General features: G+C 40.5%; 12 protein-coding genes and 3 pseudogenes. 9 read left to right on the top strand and 6 right to left on the bottom strand.

Features of this window, described 5'->3' with window-relative positions; all coding sequences use genetic code 11:
- Positions 1 to 195: 195 nt before the first annotated feature.
- From QL998_RS15755 to QL998_RS15740, 4 genes and pseudogenes are all read right to left on the bottom strand, one after another.
- A complete protein-coding gene (locus QL998_RS15755) occupies positions 196 to 1,734 on the bottom strand; it encodes a glucan biosynthesis protein (RefSeq protein ID WP_182198033.1) in 1,539 nt (512 codons plus the stop codon).
- 508 nt (positions 1,735 to 2,242) lie between these two features.
- Complete coding sequence (locus QL998_RS15750) at positions 2,243 to 3,019, bottom strand: hypothetical protein (RefSeq protein WP_231616352.1); 777 nt, start codon at positions 3,017 to 3,019, stop codon at positions 2,243 to 2,245.
- 592 nt (positions 3,020 to 3,611) lie between these two features.
- Positions 3,612 to 3,863 carry a Rho-binding antiterminator gene (locus tag QL998_RS15745; RefSeq protein ID WP_024604525.1) on the bottom strand — a complete coding sequence of 84 codons (252 nt, stop codon included), beginning with the start codon at positions 3,861 to 3,863 and terminating at the stop codon, positions 3,612 to 3,614.
- Between the two features lie 17 nt (positions 3,864 to 3,880).
- A pseudogene (locus QL998_RS15740) lies at positions 3,881 to 4,719 on the bottom strand (DUF417 family protein).
- Between the two features lie 286 nt (positions 4,720 to 5,005).
- On the opposite strand from QL998_RS15740, the gene QL998_RS15735 reads away from it, so the two are divergent.
- The 3 genes and pseudogenes from QL998_RS15735 to QL998_RS15730 all read left to right on the top strand — a co-directional run.
- Positions 5,006 to 6,472, top strand: coding sequence for a DASS family sodium-coupled anion symporter (locus QL998_RS15735; protein ID WP_290193035.1), 1,467 nt, complete (start codon positions 5,006 to 5,008; stop codon positions 6,470 to 6,472).
- A 97-nt stretch (positions 6,473 to 6,569) separates the two neighbouring features.
- Positions 6,570 to 6,674: pseudogene (locus QL998_RS20785) on the top strand (GNAT family N-acetyltransferase); the annotation flags it as partial.
- A 323-nt stretch (positions 6,675 to 6,997) separates the two neighbouring features.
- Positions 6,998 to 7,165 (top strand): annotated as a pseudogene (locus QL998_RS15730) (GNAT family N-acetyltransferase); the annotation flags it as partial.
- Positions 7,166 to 7,167: 2 nt separating this feature from the next.
- On the opposite strand, the gene QL998_RS15725 reads toward QL998_RS15730, so the two are convergent.
- Positions 7,168 to 7,803, bottom strand: coding sequence for a trimeric intracellular cation channel family protein (locus QL998_RS15725; protein ID WP_004334621.1), 636 nt, complete (start codon positions 7,801 to 7,803; stop codon positions 7,168 to 7,170).
- A 339-nt stretch (positions 7,804 to 8,142) separates the two neighbouring features.
- Positions 8,143 to 8,229, bottom strand: coding sequence for a hypothetical protein (locus QL998_RS15720; RefSeq protein ID WP_241764416.1), 87 nt, complete (start codon positions 8,227 to 8,229; stop codon positions 8,143 to 8,145).
- Positions 8,230 to 8,512: 283 nt separating this feature from the next.
- Between QL998_RS15720 and xdhA the strand changes: the two genes are divergently transcribed.
- From xdhA to guaD, 6 genes are read left to right on the top strand one after another with little or no spacing between them, the layout of a single operon-like run.
- Positions 8,513 to 10,012: a xanthine dehydrogenase small subunit gene (xdhA, locus tag QL998_RS15715; protein ID WP_290193034.1), complete on the top strand. Its 1,500-nt coding sequence runs from the start codon at positions 8,513 to 8,515 to the stop codon at positions 10,010 to 10,012.
- Positions 9,999 to 12,338 carry a xanthine dehydrogenase molybdopterin binding subunit gene (gene xdhB / locus QL998_RS15710; RefSeq protein ID WP_290193033.1) on the top strand — a complete coding sequence of 780 codons (2,340 nt, stop codon included), beginning with the start codon at positions 9,999 to 10,001 and terminating at the stop codon, positions 12,336 to 12,338. The genes xdhA and xdhB overlap by 14 nt, the downstream gene beginning before the upstream one ends.
- The gene (gene xdhC / locus QL998_RS15705) at positions 12,331 to 13,221 is read left to right on the top strand and encodes a xanthine dehydrogenase accessory protein XdhC (RefSeq protein WP_290193032.1); all 891 of its coding nucleotides are present in this window, start codon (positions 12,331 to 12,333) and stop codon (positions 13,219 to 13,221) included. Before xdhB ends, xdhC begins: the two co-directional genes overlap by 8 nt.
- Positions 13,218 to 13,718: a 2-oxo-4-hydroxy-4-carboxy-5-ureidoimidazoline decarboxylase gene (uraD, locus tag QL998_RS15700; protein ID WP_290193031.1), complete on the top strand. Its 501-nt coding sequence runs from the start codon at positions 13,218 to 13,220 to the stop codon at positions 13,716 to 13,718. The genes xdhC and uraD overlap by 4 nt, the downstream gene beginning before the upstream one ends.
- Positions 13,715 to 14,053 carry a hydroxyisourate hydrolase gene (gene uraH / locus QL998_RS15695; RefSeq protein WP_024595278.1) on the top strand — a complete coding sequence of 113 codons (339 nt, stop codon included), beginning with the start codon at positions 13,715 to 13,717 and terminating at the stop codon, positions 14,051 to 14,053. Before uraD ends, uraH begins: the two co-directional genes overlap by 4 nt.
- A 2-nt stretch (positions 14,054 to 14,055) precedes the next feature.
- Positions 14,056 to 15,420 carry a guanine deaminase gene (gene guaD, locus QL998_RS15690; RefSeq protein ID WP_290193030.1) on the top strand — a complete coding sequence of 455 codons (1,365 nt, stop codon included), beginning with the start codon at positions 14,056 to 14,058 and terminating at the stop codon, positions 15,418 to 15,420.
- Positions 15,421 to 15,424: the final 4 nt, after the last annotated feature.

Raw genomic sequence — 15,424 nt, 5'->3', positions numbered from 1 at the left:
TATTTATGCTGTTTAAATTCATTAAAGCTAGAGCGATAGGGTAATAGCTCTAGCTTGGCATACTGGCAGGATCAGTCAATAGCTAAAAAAGATCCTTAGAAAATAATTTGTCTTGGTGAATAGTTACAAAAGAACAAGGATAAAAAGCGCCTGAGTTCATTTAAGAACAATATGCTAAACAGTTACTTTAAGGTCTTATTTAATCGTTACCTTTGCATCACTTACCCATGTCTCAGTTATAGCTTCATCATTTTTATCAACTAAATACGCGCGTATGTTCACCGGATTGTTGTTAGCTTGTTTGTAGTCAAACGCTAATCGCCATTGGTTTGTACCAACTACCGGATAAACTCCAATAGGTTCTAGTATTTCACCGTTGCTGGCTTCAACAATCGGCTTTATACCACTTTTGTTATCTAAGCCTTTAAATACTGGACCTTCAAAATCAATCACCATCTTGTTAACGCCTTCAGGAATAGGCTGGCCGGGAATTCCGCCTAAGCCTTGGCGAGTATTTACAACGCTTGCAAGCGTTTTTGATTTTGGATCGAGTGGACGCCATTCAATATCATAAGAAAAGGTAAACTCATCACCTTTGCGCGCCTCTTTTTCGGGCACCCAGTAGGCAACAATATTGTCGAACGTTTCATCTTTTGTAGGAATTTCGATTAACTGTACTGCGCCTTTGCCCCAATCGTCAGTAGGTTTAATCCACGCTGATGAACGCTTATTGTAAAATACGCCGTCGTCCTGGTAGTTATTAAAGTCACGATCTCTTTGGATTAAGCCAAACCCTTTTGGGTTCTCATCAATAAAACTATTGGTCGACACCGACTGAGGATTATTTAATGGGCGCCAAACGTATTGACCCGATCCTGTGTGAATCGCCAGGCCATCGCTATCGTGAATTTCTGGGCGCCAATCTTTAGCTCCTGTTTTATCTTTTTGTGAGTACCAATACATACTGGTTAACGGTGCTACGCCTAAGCGTTCAACATCGGCGCGCATATACAAATTAGCCGTTACAGAGGTAATATGGCCTTTGGCTTCTTTGTTATCTTTACTTAAACCAAACCGATAAGCACCAGTGATAGAAGGCCCTTCAAGCAATGCCCAAACAGACACACTTTCACCTTTTTTCTCTGCGGGGCCAATCCAAAATGCAGAAAAGCGCGGAAATTCTTCTGGCTGATTCATACCCGTATTAATTGCAATACCTCGGGCTGACAGTCCATATTGTCCCTCTGGCCCGTCAGTACGAAAATAAGACGCGCCTAAAAAAGATATCCAATCTGGTTTCATATCTGGGCGCATTATTCTAAAGCCTGCAAATCCAAACCCTTCTGGGAGATCGTGAGCTGGGCTATTATCAGGCATATCAAAAACGTCATTACTAAAAGGTACATTTTGAACCTGATTTTTATCGTCTCTGATGTAAATACTTACTGGCTCAGGAAAATATCGCCCTGGGTAAAATAATTGTACAGGTGCCTTTTTTCCACTTGGGTATAAGGTTTCATCTTCTTTAAAGCGTATTTTCCAATGTTCGTCATACGTAATTTTATCGATTAACTCCGGCGCTGGCACCTTAGTTGACGTATAGGGCTTTTCGGCTGAGGCTTTTGCCAGCGCTTTTAAGTCTTCGAATGAAAACTCCGTTTTATCTACTGCTTCTGTCGCGTAAGACGACATCGAAGTGCTAAAAATAATTGCGATAAATAACTTTAATTTCATAAAAAGAATGTCCAATAAATTGAGTCAAATAAAAATGGGAACGCTGCACGAGCGTATGTTTAACTTAAAGTTCTGCATGAATATTACGTGACGTAATATGAACTAGCGTTTACTAAAGTATTGTTATTTGACTACAGGACCTCCTATAATTATTTTTTTAGGCTATTGATTTTCAGGGAAATTGCGCGCGTTTAATGATACCGCTGAAGTAAAAATAAGCGGGGATAGCGCAATTTATTGAACGAAGCCCTCAGGAGGTATGGATATATTTAGGTTTTAGTTGCCCACTTTTCTAAGGCAAAAATTTGTAGAGTGGCTGGTTTTTCTAATCGTTATAGGTGCATAGTTGATTTTAGGCTAAAGCGTATTATAAGCAGTAAAAGTGAAGGATAAGCCATATAACCACACTATTAGAACGCTGGTATTTAAATGGATAACGATTGCATTTAAGTGTTGAAAAACAAAGAGGCTCACCACTTTTAAAATTTGCAATTAATAGCTAATTTTACTAGCCGTCCACCTCAGGGCGTGTTGTTACGTGTTTGATACGCTCTTTCAGTAACCGACCCTTTGCAACTGATTCATTTTTTAAAAAGTTAACCATAAAATGATAATCAGGGTGTGTTTTTAAACTACGACTAACAAAATACACGTTAGTTGTATTAATAGAGAATGTTTCTCTAATACCCGCTCCTGGATTTTTGCCTGCTAACAGGCTTAGTTTTAGACCAGGAATGTTAAACACTATATGTTGATAGCCACCATGATTTTTAATAGTTGGAAAGCCCATTGATGGTGTATCTACTATTTGATTATCAACATATACAGCTAGATAAGTATTTGCAGGAAGTTCAGTATTTCCTAATAGGTAATCTGAAAAAGCAATCATGCTTTCTTCACGAATTGAATTCTTTGTATCAGGAATACCGAACCCACTCCAATCTGTTGCAGACAACCTCCAAGCAATGCTTACAGCAAAGTACATGAAATTAAACGCTATTTCGTCGCTTGGTGGAAAATACCATACTTCATCTTTTACATGAGACAACGTTTTAAACTTTTTTATCTTTGTAGCTAGTTTAAAACCGTTAGGACGAGCCATAAAAGATATTACTTTATCTTCCCCATTTTTGGAGAATTTCAATTCACAACGCTCACAAAGTAAATACTTTTTAGCTTGCTTGTCAGTATAGGCTGCTGATTTATTAGAACCATTAATCACAACAATGTTTTGTCCGTGTTCAGGGAAACCTTTACTAATTGATCGGTAAACAGCTTTAGGCATAAAGTGACTATCTTTAAGCTTCGCTGATTTCGTACACAATGCACAGATTCCGTTCACCAAACCTCCTAAACGTATAACAACTTATTGAACAACACTTTGAGAGTTATAACGCCCCAAAACGGCGTTTATTACATTGTTTAATAATTCCACTAACTAACTTTAATGTAAACAAGTAATTAGGCATGTAATAAAAAGGTCTTTGTTATTTTTCACCAAAACGATTTTTAATGATGTTATCGGACAAAATTAAAATAGCTATTTATATAAACAGTTGGTTCTGTCAGTTAGCTTTATTTATGTAGCTACCTTTTACGAGCATAATTAACAAACGTACGGATACTAAGCGCTAGTTAAGGCTTACTTATACTGGTTTAGCATTTTTATACGCTTTATTTATACGCTTTAATAGTTGGCGTTTAGCCTTGTTCGGTGAAAAACTCGAGTAAAGAACAAAAGAAAGTTGTAGGAAAATTTTGGCTTTATGTATTTAGCGCGTAATTAGCTAAAGCATTGGTTAGATAAGCGAGCCTTAACATATTAATGATACAGACTCGCTAGAGATATTTATGATAAAAACGAATGAGTGAGGTGTTTACTTTACATCAAAGTTCACGTGGTCAAAGTATGGATTTTTCTCATGCGCTTTAAGTACACTAATTGTAGTAAGCACAATGAGTTGCAGCTCGCTATTTACGTTAACAACTATGCATTCGTCTCTATTAGCATTGCGTTTTGTGTCAGTTGCTACGCCACATACACCATCACCATTTTTTAATATAAGCTCAATGCTTAAATGGTGCATACAGGCAATTTCGATGTAGTCGTATTGGTTGCAACTGATCATAAAATCCCTCTTTTATATTATTTAGCCGGTTTAAAAATCATTAAAAAAGCAATAACAACAAGGTTGGCTATATACCAAAGATCTTTAATTACAAACTGCCCTAAGCGATCCAATAAAGTGGAAGAACTAAATGCACCGGTGGCGGTAATTAAGAATGTTTGGGTCATCATAAATACGCTTAAACACGCTAAGCCACTTACAATAATTAGCTTTTTATTATTTAAAAATAGCCCTAAGCCCAATAACACAGCAAATAATACATCAAACCCGCCAATCACGTTAGACGCGCCTTGTACGCTAAATACCGTGTATAACCACGACATAAACGGTGAGGTTTCTACTAAACTTACAATGCCTTTTGCTTCAAACTCATAAAACTTCATGCCGCCAATCCACAATAAAACCATGGCAACCGGTATAAAGTTTAAAAGTACGTGTTGTTTGTCGGTAAGTTTGTCTTTATAAAATAAAAACAAATACAAAGGCACTACAGCAAAGTATTTAATTATGCCCTGCCCACTACCAATGATTGGAAAGCCGCCAAGTTGAGCCATCCAACGGTTGCTGGCAAACAAGGTAAGTAATGCTACTAAACTTATAATTGCTGCAAGTAAAAGTGCTGGCGTAGGTTTCATTAGTTTAAGGCGAGCGAGCACAGTGGCAAACGCTAAGGCAATCATAAATGAGCCACTAATCAAACCTAATGCAGATACAGACATTAGCGAATCAACGCCATAAAAACTAAACGTAGCCGTTAACGTGTTAGAGTTTGCTCCTAACGCAAACGATAAGCCAAGTAACAAAAAGCTACTCGCTAATAAAAAGTAATCACGTTGTTGGTTAATTTTAAGTTCATTGTATTTCCTAGTATTTGTTAAGACTTACAAAGACCTTGCTAGTCGATAAAACAATTCAAGCTAACTCTTAAAAATATAAGAGTTGATTAAGCACAACGTAAGCTCTCATCAGGTAATATAATCAATCACTTTAGTTTATAGTTTATTACCTCTTTATTAATAAAATTAAATAAGTCTAATATTCATATGATGTGCGTCATTTTTTTTATTATAAAATGAAGTAGAATAACGTCGCCTTTTCAATACACAGAATGCATGCATTTCTAAAACTTAGGGACATTTTTAATGAAGGGTACTGATATTCGAGTTACCTCTGGACTGATTTCTATAGCCATTGTTTTACTACTTTGGTTTGCTGTACCGCCCCCGCAAGGTGTTACCGAAAACGCATGGCATTTGTTAGCTTTATTTATTGGTACTGTTGTTGCCATTATTGGTAAAGCAATGCCAATCGGCGCCATTGCTATTTTAGCTATTACCTCTGTTGCGTTAACTGGCGTAACTAATGACAGCCCATCTGGCGCTATTAAAGATGCATTAAGTGGCTTTTCTAATTCATTAATTTGGTTGATTGGTATTGCTATTATTATTTCTCGGGGTTTAGCTAAAACTGGTTTGGGAAATCGTATTGGCTATAATTTTATTTCTCTTTTTGGTAAAAAAACAGTTGGTATTGGTTACGCACTCGCACTTTCTGAACTTGTTATAGCGCCTGTAACGCCAAGTAATACCGCGCGAGGCGGCGCTATTATTCACCCAATAATGAAGTCGATAGCAACAAGTTTTGGCTCGTCCCCTGAGGAAGGTACATCTCGTAAAATTGGGCACTACCTTGCTTTAGTGAGCTACCATATAAACCCTATTACATCAGCTATGTTTATTACGGCGACTGCGCCAAACCCTCTAATTGTAAAGCTGATTGCTGATGCTACCGGTGCAAATATCAGTATTACTTGGAGTACGTGGGCGCTGGCAGCGCTTGTTCCTGGTTTGCTATGTATTGCCTTTGTGCCTTTGGTTGTTTATGCCATTTACCCACCTGAAGTTAAAAGTACGCCCGACGCTAAAAAATATGCAGAATCTAAATTAACTGAAATGGGCCCAATGAGTTATGGCGAAAAAATAATGGTGGGTGTTTTTGCTATGCTGCTTGTTTTATGGGCCGGCGTACCCGCAATGATTTTAGGGGCTGACTACGCGGTTAACACAACCGCAGTGGCTTTTTTAGGTTTGTCGGTTTTATTAGTGACTGGTGTATTAAGCTGGGACGATGTACTTAAAGAAAAGTCTGCGTGGGATACCGTTGTTTGGTTTTCAGCATTAGTAATGATGGCCACTTTTTTAAATAAACTAGGTTTGGTAACGTGGTTTTCAACACTTGTTGAGAGCAACATTGCGCAACTGGGCTTTGACTGGATTGTATCGGCCATTATATTGGTAGCTGTGTATTTTTATGCTCATTACTTTTTTGCCAGTACTACAGCACATATTACTGCTATGTTTGCCGCATTTTACGCCGCAGGTTTAGCGCTTGGCGCTCCGCCTTTATTTTTAGGTTTACTATTAGCTGGCGCTTCATCACTCATGATGTCGTTAACGCATTACGCAACAGGCACCTCTCCCATAGTGTTTGGCTCAGGCTATGTATCATTAAAAGACTGGTGGGTAATGGGCCTTATAATGAGCGTTATTAATTTAAGTGTATGGGGAATTATTGGCGGGCTTTGGTGGAAAGCACTTGGGTATTGGTAGTATTGCCTTTGTTAGTTTGGCTTGCACATTTAATACTGCGCACTTGTTTTGGTTAGTTCTACAAATATAAACATTGAGGCTGTTGCAAGGGAGCACTATGGTTTTTAAATTCATAAAGGCAGCATATTCAGACCGAGACTACTTATTAAGCCTCAGAAAACTGACTATGGTTGAACACTTAGAAAATGCCGGGTTATTTTTAATACCAATTCGCTTAATTAAGAGATCTATTTTGAGGCTGGAAAAACGTGTTGATAGCTAGGCAAAAAATTCCTATTTAGTTGTTCTAAATGAGCATTTTTTAACGCAGGTAGCGACACGTTTAGCCCGCAAAATGCTTAAGTATTATTGCGGATTGGTATAACTGAGCAACAGCATGTTTTAAGGCTTGATGACCAATATAACTGCTCCTATCTTATAGTTATAAATGAGGTACCAATTGGTACTTTAAAATACCAAACGTACGCTCAATACGTTGAAATAATGCAATTACAAATACATCCACTGCATTAAAATAAAGGGTATGGGAAAGCGGTTATTGAACAAGTTATTACAAGTGCGCAGTCAAAACCTATTAAACTCACTGTGCTTAAAAACAACCCAGCATTAGGACTTTATAAGCGGCTGGGTTTTACTATAACGGATGAGAATAATTACGAGTACTACATGCAAACGCGGGCTACTCGTAGCTAAAATTAGTCGCTTTGATCTCTGAAGTCTTTTTTTCTGAAAATAGTTAAATGCCAACCCCAATGCAAAGAGCCTAATCTTAAAAAAATAGTCGTGAAAAATGACCCTAAAATACACCAAATGTAATCTACATTAAGGCTAAATAAAGCGGCATAAACTGCACCACCCGCTAAACACGCAGAGGCGTAAGGTTCGCTGCGCATAACAGTTGGCACCTCACGGCAAATTACGTCGCGTATTAAACCACCAAATATACCTGTAGTAATGCCCATGGTAATTGCGACCACCATGCCAGAGCCATTAATGAGTGCTTTTTCTATCCCCATAATATTAAATAACGCCATACCAACAGCGTCTACTAATAAAAAGTAGTAATTATTAACGCGCGGTAAATATCGAATAAATGCAATTGTTGCTATAACGGCCCCATAGGTCGAATATAAATACTCTGGGGTAGCAATCCAAAATACCGGTTTGTTTAAAAGTATATCTCTGAGGGTACCGCCCCCTAATGCTGTAACGGTTGCCACCACTACTACGCCAAAGCCACTAATGTTTTTTTCATACCCAAGCAATGCCCCTGCAACAGCAAAAAATGCGACACCGAGTAATCCTAGTACCATAAAGTATTCAGCAGTCATGGTAATTCCTTTTTAAAATTTATAAGGAGTAGTTTCAACTTACGTGCCAAAAAACATCCCTTAAAAGTTGAATTAACTTTAAAAATTACATTTAAAAACAACGCTGTAATTCACACTGAATGCAGTTTGAGGTTAGGTTTTATGAAAGGTAATATTTGAGAAGGTAATTATTTTAAAAGTAGGTATTTTTTACACGTTGTTTATAAGTAGGCTCATAAATTAAGCTAGCGCTATTTATCCACTCAAAATAAGCAAGATAGCCTACAAAAATTGACTCAAAGATTAATAGGCTAATACCTATCCAACTTGCAGAGTTAAATAAAAAAATAACGCTGACACCTACCCTAATTTTTCATTGTTGATTGGTATTATACGGCCATTAAAAAACATGTCCCCTTGGTCAGGTTTAACCACACCATAAAGCATTTTCATTAATGTGCTTTTACCAGCCCTATTTCCCCCTTTAGATTTAAATAGTAAAAGCATTCGCTTCACCGTGCCTTATTTTTAAAGCGACTCCGTTATTACCTATACCTCGATAATTTAACCCAACCGCCCTTAACTGACCAAGCGGTCAACAATGGCATAGTAACTGCAATAAGCTAATTAAAGATTAAAAAGTATTTTTGTTACCCGTGCGCAAACAACAAGAAAAAACATACGCCAAGCCTTTATGTATCAGGGCTTTATAAAAATTAAGGGGGTCTGTGTGATTCAATTTTTATTAAATAACACGCCAATTGAAGTACAAGAATGCTCGCCAAGTCTCACCATTTTGGACTGGCTTCGCACCAAAAAAGGGAAAGTGGGCACCAAAGAAGGGTGTGCAACTGGCGACTGTGGCGCGTGCACAATTTTAGTGGGTGAAGAGCGTATAAATGCAAACGGGCAAGCTAGTTGGCAATACAAAACAATGAACAGCTGTTTATTGTTATTAGGTAATGCGCATGCAAAACATATAGTAACGGTAGAGGCTGTGACTACTGGTTTATACCCAAACTTAACCGATTTACACCCCGTGCAACGTGCACTGGTGGAGTGTCATGGTTCGCAATGTGGTTTTTGTACGCCCGGTATAATAATGAGTTTGTTGGCTCTTTATATTAATGAGCCAACGTACCCTGGTAAAAAAGCGGTTATTTATGCACTTGGCGGTAACTTATGTCGTTGTACAGGTTATAGCCCTATATTACTTGCAGCCGAAAAAGCCTATAGCTATGAGCGTAAAGCTGAACCGTACTCAGCAATGCCCGCTCAATTTAAAGCATCACTTAATACGCAATATGATGACGATATTCCATTTTTAAAAAATGGCCCTCGCAAATTTTACTTACCACAAACTGCCCAACAACTTGTTGAGCTAAAAACGCTTTATCCTTATGCACATTTAGTTGCTGGTGGTACCGACTTTGCCATTGAGCTTAGCCAAAACATGCTTTTACCAGATGTAATTATCTCCCTTAGCCAAGTAAAGGAGCTTTGTACCTTGGCAGATCATAACGGTGAGCTACACATTGGTGCAGCACTACCTTATAGCCAATTTGTTGAGGTATTTTATAACTATTACCCAGAGTCAAAAGAGCTATTTGAACGCTTAGGATCAAGCCAAGTACGTAACAGCGGCACACTCGGTGGCAGCATAGGGAATGCCTCTCCTATTGGCGATCCAGCTCCCCTTTTAATCGCTCTTAATGCATCAATGGATTTATTAAGCAGCGCTGGTACGCGCACTATAAAAGTTGCCGACTACTTTATTGATTACAAAAAAACAGTTCTTAAAAGCGATGAAGTAATTAGCAAGTTCACCATCCCAAAGCGCCCAGAGTCACTAAAACTGGCGTGTCATAAAATATCAAAACGCTTTGAAGACGATATATCTACCGTTTGTTTGGTACTTGCTATAGAGCATTCACAAAACATGATTACTCAAGCCCGCTGCGCTATGGGCGGTATGGCAGCTATTCCTAAGCGCGCGCAGCATATTGAGCAAAAGCTGATATCTCAATCGTTACAAGTAAGTAGCTTTATAGACGCAGCAACGGCTATTAACGATGACTTTACGCCCATGAGCGATGTAAGAAGCAGTGCGCATTACCGCACCACGGTAAGCAAAAACTTATTACAACGCATTGGTATTGAGTTTTGTGAGCCGCAAGCAAGCAACAATAACAACATTGCCATTACGAGGATCTCACATGCGTCACTTTGAAATGGATAAACTAAAGGCGCAAGGTGGTAGCGTTGGACAGTCTAAATATCACGAAAGCGCTATTAAACAAGTTTGTGGCAGTGCAAATTTTGCCGACGATAACCCGGAGCCATACGGCTGCCTCCATGCCTACCCAGTGCTCGCACCTGTTACAAGCGGCTTTATTAAATCAATAGATACAAGTCACGCACTGGCAGTTGAAGGCGTTAAACGTATTTTATCGGCCGAAGATGTACCGGGTAAATTAGATATTGGTCCAGTATTTCCTGGTGATGTATTACTCACTAGTCATGAAATTCAATACCACGGGCAACCTGTATTAATTGTCGTTGCCGACAGCTACGCCATAGCGCGTCGCGCTGCACGCTTAGTGGTTATTGAGTGCGAGCAAACTACACCCATACTTGATATTAAAGAAGCCATTAGCAAAGAGCACTGGGTAAGGCCGCCCCATTCACTTAACCGTGGTAACAGCGAAAACGCCATTAATAACGCAGCCCACCAGCTTAAAGGCGAAATAAGCATAGGCGGGCAAGAACACTTTTATTTAGAAGGCCAAATAGCGCTGGCGCAACCTGATAACGACGGGGGCATTCATGTTCAGTGCTCTACGCAACACCCTACTGAGGTGCAGCACTTAGTTGCTAAAATTTTAAAAAAGCCATTTAGCTTTGTAAACGTAGAAACCCGCCGTATGGGCGGTGCTTTTGGCGGCAAAGAAACCCAAGGCGCACCATGGGCATGCCTTGCAGCTCTTGCGGTTTACCACCTTGGCTGCGCAGTAAAAATGCGCCTAGCCCGCAGCGACGATTTTAAATTAACCGGTAAGCGCCACCCTTTTTATAATCAATACCATGTTGGTTTTGATGAAAATGGCTTAATAAAAGGTGCCGACATTACCGTAAATGGGTTTTGTGGCTACTCGCCAGATTTATCTGATGCAATTGTAGACCGAGCCATGTTTCATGCCGATAACGCCTACTACTACCCAGCCGCCACAATTAAGGGTAATCGCTGTAAAGTAAATACCGTAAGCCATACCGCATTTAGAGGATTTGGTGGCCCGCAAGGAATGATTATGGGCGAGCTAATAATGGACGATATAGCCGCCAAATTAGGTAAAGATCCGCTTGAAATTAGAAAACTCAATTTATATAAAAAAGGCCGCGATACCACGCCGTACCATCAAACCGTAGAGCAACATATTTTAAAAGATATGATAAACCAGCTTGAAGAGTCAGGTGACTACTGGGCACGTAAAAATGCTATTAAAGCATTCAACGCATCGTCACCTATTATCAAAAAAGGCCTTGCGATGACGCCGGTTAAATACGGTATTTCGTTTACGGTACAACACTTAAACCAAGCCGGTGCATTAGTGCATGTATACAGCGATGGCTCTATACATTTAAACCATGGCGGCACCGAAATGGGCCAGGGGTTAAACACCAAAATTGCGCAAATTGTAGCCCATGGCTTTGGGGTCGATTTTGACGCGGTAAGTATTAGCGCTACGCGTACCGACAAAGTACCAAACACCTCGCCAACAGCGGCTTCAAGCGGTACCGACTTAAACGGTATGGCGGCGCTAAATGCAGTAAACACAATAAAAGAGCGCTTAATAAACTTTATTACCGAGCACTTTGAAGTAGACAGCCAAAGTATTACATTTAAAGATAACCTCATTACTTTTAGTAAAGGGGAAATTAGCTTTAGCGAACTTGCAAATCTTGCTTACATGAATCGTATATCGCTTTCATCAACGGGTTATTACGCCACACCAAAAATTCATTACGACAGAGCTAAAGGCGAAGGCCGCCCATTTTTTTACTACGCTCACGGCGTAGCACTCAGCGAAGTAGAAGTAGATACGCTGACAGGCGAAAACACGGTAACCCGCGTTGATATACTGCACGATGTAGGCAGTTCAATTAACCCAGCACTTGATATAGGGCAAATTGAAGGCGCCTTTGTGCAAGGCATGGGCTGGCTAACAACCGAAGACTTACAATGGAATGATAAAGGCCAGCTTGCAAGCTTTGGCCCAGCCAACTACAAAATACCAGCCATTGGCGATACTCCGGCCGAATTTAACGTCAATTTATATAACTCTGCCAACCCAGAAACCACCGTGTTTAGATCAAAAGCCGTAGGCGAGCCGCCATTTATGTTGGCCTTTAGCGTGTGGAGTGCCATTCGTAATGCCATAAGCAGTGTGGCTGATTACAAATACACAGCCCCACTGGATACACCTGCAACACCTGAGCGTGTATTAAATGCAATTGAGCAAACCGCTAGCTGGTTTAAGGAGCATCAACATGACTAATTTAAATGAGTCGTTTCAGGGTTTTCATACCCAAAACTGGGCGCAGGCTATAAACGAGCATGAACAAAGCGGCACTAACTATGTAATTGCCACTGTACTTGGCACCAATGGCTCAACCCCACGCGGCACAGGCTCTAAAATGGTAATAAGCGGCGAGCATATTTACGACACCCTTGGCGGTGGCCACCTTGAATATCTAGTAATTGAAAAAGCCCGAGAGCTACTTGCCAAAGGCGAAGCCGCCCAAGTAATTGAGCAATTTAATCTAGGTGCAAATTTAGGCCAGTGCTGCGGCGGGGCTGCCACCGTTATGCTTGAATGCATGCAATGCGAGCGCTTCACCCTCGACATTTATGGCGCAGGCCACGTAGCACAAGCGCTTATTGGTATATTGGCACAACTACCTATGCGCATACGCTGGATAGATAGCCGCGCAGATGTATTCCCACAGGCTATTCCAAATAACGTAGTAAAAGTGATTGATGAAGAGCCAACAGAGCAAGTAAAACGTGCACCTAAATCTAACAACTACTTAATATTGACCCATAACCACCAGCTCGACTTTGCACTCACCCAAGCCATTATTAAACGCGCTGATGCCAATTGGCTGGGCGTTATTGGCTCTGACACTAAAGCAAAACGTTTTAAACAACGCCTAGCCCATCGCGATTTTACATCCGTTCAAATAAAGCAAATGACCTGCCCTGTTGGGCTTAAAAACATTACGGGCAAATTACCAATGGAAGTGGCTATTTCGATTAGTGGACAGCTAATTGGCCTTTATCAGGCTATGCAAACCCAAGCGCCAAAACGTCAAGGCTTACAGTGGCGCACACTAAAAAATGCCTTAATTAGCACCACGCAGGAGGAAGTAGACGCATGAGTAGCTTACAAATAAATACGCTAAATGATGCACAAGCAAAACAAGCACTTGAGCATTGCTGCGCAGCCCCTAACTGGGTGGCGGGCATGGTAAAAGCAATGCCATTTAAAAGTGCTCAGCAGCTGTTTGAATGCGCACAAAGCATATGGGATAGCCTTGACGAGAGCGACTATTTAGCCGCTTTTGAAGGCCACCCGCAAATAGGCGACTTATCAACCCTTAGCAAAAAATACGCTGCTACCGCACAAAAAGCGGGGCATGAGCAATCAGGTATGAGCAAAGCAAACGAAACCGTACTTACCAAAATGATTGCCCTTAATAAAGAGTACCTGAACAAGTTTGGCTTTATTTTTATTGTGTGCGCCACCGGTAAAACGGCCGAACAAATGCTCGAACTCATAGAGCAGCGCATACACAACACCCGCAGTACAGAGCTAAATATAGCCGCGGGCGAACAAGCCAAAATAACAAAAATAAGATTGGAGTCACTGCTATGAGCAAAAGCCCTATAACCACCCATATACTTGATACCAGCACCGGAAAACCAGCAGCAAACGTTGCTGTTAAGCTATTTAAACTTACAAATAACGAATGGGTACAACTAACCCAAGGCAAAACAGATTCCGATGGGCGTATTACCGACTGGCTAAATACAGAAGTAGAATTTGCAACTTATAAGCTAGTATTTGATTTAGATAGTTATTACCAAAACCAACCTACCCCTGCGTTTTACCCAGAGGCGCAAATAACGTTTAGATTACAAGATACTAAACATCATCATATCCCATTGTTGCTTAGCCCGTTTGGCTACTCTACATACAGAGGTAGCTAACTATGAGCACACAAAACAATAATGACTTAACAGTAGTTTGTGCCGATATACTCGACTTTGTTGACGACCCTGCCATTTCTGGCGAAAACGCCCATCGTTTTTTTGAAAAGGGCGCATTAGTTATCAAGCACGGCAAAGTAGTTAAACTTGGCTATGAGCAAGACATATTACCTACAATTGATAAATCAGCGCATATTATCCGCCACGATGGCAAACTCGTTATGCCAGGCATGATAGACACCCACATACACTTACCACAAACCGAAATGGTGGGTGCGTACGGCGAGCAGCTTTTAAGTTGGCTCACCGAATACGCGTTTCCGACAGAGAAAAAGTTCACGTGTAAGCATTATTCAAAAGAGATATCTAATCGCTTTTTAGACGAGCTACTGCGCAACGGCACAACCACTGCCCTTGTATTTGGCACTGTGCATCCGCAATCGGTTGATGCGTTTTTTAAAGAATCACAAAAACGCAATTTACGCATGATTGCCGGTAAAGTAATGATGGATCGTAACTGCCCTGACGACTTATCTGATTGCGCGCAAACAAGCTATGACGAATCTAAAGCCCTCATCGAAAAATGGCACAATGTTGATAGGTTAAGCTACGCAGTTACACCACGCTTTGCTCCTACATCAACCCCTGAGCAACTTCAAAAATGTACTCAGTTGCTTGAAGAATACCCAGACACCTACCTGCATACACACTTATCTGAAAACAAAGACGAGTGCGAATGGGTAAAAGGGCTATTTCCAGAGTTTGATGATTACTTAGGCGTGTACGAGCAAGCAAAAATGGTACGTAAACGCTCAGTATTTGCCCATAGTATTCATTTATCCGAGCGCGAGCTTTGCTGCCTTGCAGATAACAATGCGGCAATATCGCACTGCCCTACCTCAAACCTATTTTTAGGCTCAGGACTTTTAAATTTAAAAGCCTGTGAAGAGCACGGCATAAACGTAGGCATGGGTACCGATGTAGGCGCAGGAACAAGCTTTTCTATGCTACAAACAGGTAACGAAGCTTACAAAATCCAACAGTTACAAGGTCAAAAGTTTTCAGCATTTAAAGGGTTGTATTTAGCAACTCTCGGCGGTGCTAGAGCACTTGATTTAGAAGGGACAATTGGTAATTTTAAAGCCGGTTGTGAAGCCGATTTTATTGTAATGGATTGTTCAGCAACCCCATTTTTAAAATTTAGGATACAGCATGCCAAAACCCTGCATGAAAAATTATTTGCAATGATGATGTTAGGCGACGACCGCTGCATTGAGCAAACTTACATTATGGGTAAAAGTGTGTATAAGCGCGATGATAACAATCAATTTTCAGACACCCGCTCACCGGTATTAGAAGAGGCTTAACCGT

Origin of the sequence: Pseudoalteromonas sp. APC 3691 (genome assembly GCF_030408135.1) — a bacterium.
GTDB lineage: Bacteria > Pseudomonadota > Gammaproteobacteria > Enterobacterales > Alteromonadaceae > Pseudoalteromonas.
This window is presented reverse-complemented; position numbering and strand designations above follow the sequence as displayed.

What these genes read in the sequence shown, in the direction of transcription:
- guaD (WP_290193030.1), top strand. Translation starts at nt 14,056, where the DNA reads ATGAGCACACAAAACAATAATGACTTAACAGTAGTTTGTGCCGATATA.
- xdhB (WP_290193033.1), top strand. Translation starts at nt 9,999, where the DNA reads ATGCGTCACTTTGAAATGGATAAACTAAAGGCGCAAGGTGGTAGCGTT.
- QL998_RS15725 (WP_004334621.1), bottom strand. Translation starts at nt 7,803, where the DNA reads ATGACTGCTGAATACTTTATGGTACTAGGATTACTCGGTGTCGCATTT.
- uraD (WP_290193031.1), top strand. Translation starts at nt 13,218, where the DNA reads ATGAGTAGCTTACAAATAAATACGCTAAATGATGCACAAGCAAAACAA.
- QL998_RS15745 (WP_024604525.1), bottom strand. Translation starts at nt 3,863, where the DNA reads ATGATCAGTTGCAACCAATACGACTACATCGAAATTGCCTGTATGCAC.
- uraH (WP_024595278.1), top strand. Translation starts at nt 13,715, where the DNA reads ATGAGCAAAAGCCCTATAACCACCCATATACTTGATACCAGCACCGGA.
- QL998_RS15750 (WP_231616352.1), bottom strand. Translation starts at nt 3,019, where the DNA reads ATGCCTAAAGCTGTTTACCGATCAATTAGTAAAGGTTTCCCTGAACAC.
- QL998_RS15720 (WP_241764416.1), bottom strand. Translation starts at nt 8,229, where the DNA reads ATGCTTTATGGTGTGGTTAAACCTGACCAAGGGGACATGTTTTTTAAT.
- QL998_RS15755 (WP_182198033.1), bottom strand. Translation starts at nt 1,734, where the DNA reads ATGAAATTAAAGTTATTTATCGCAATTATTTTTAGCACTTCGATGTCG.
- QL998_RS15735 (WP_290193035.1), top strand. Translation starts at nt 5,006, where the DNA reads ATGAAGGGTACTGATATTCGAGTTACCTCTGGACTGATTTCTATAGCC.
- xdhC (WP_290193032.1), top strand. Translation starts at nt 12,331, where the DNA reads ATGACTAATTTAAATGAGTCGTTTCAGGGTTTTCATACCCAAAACTGG.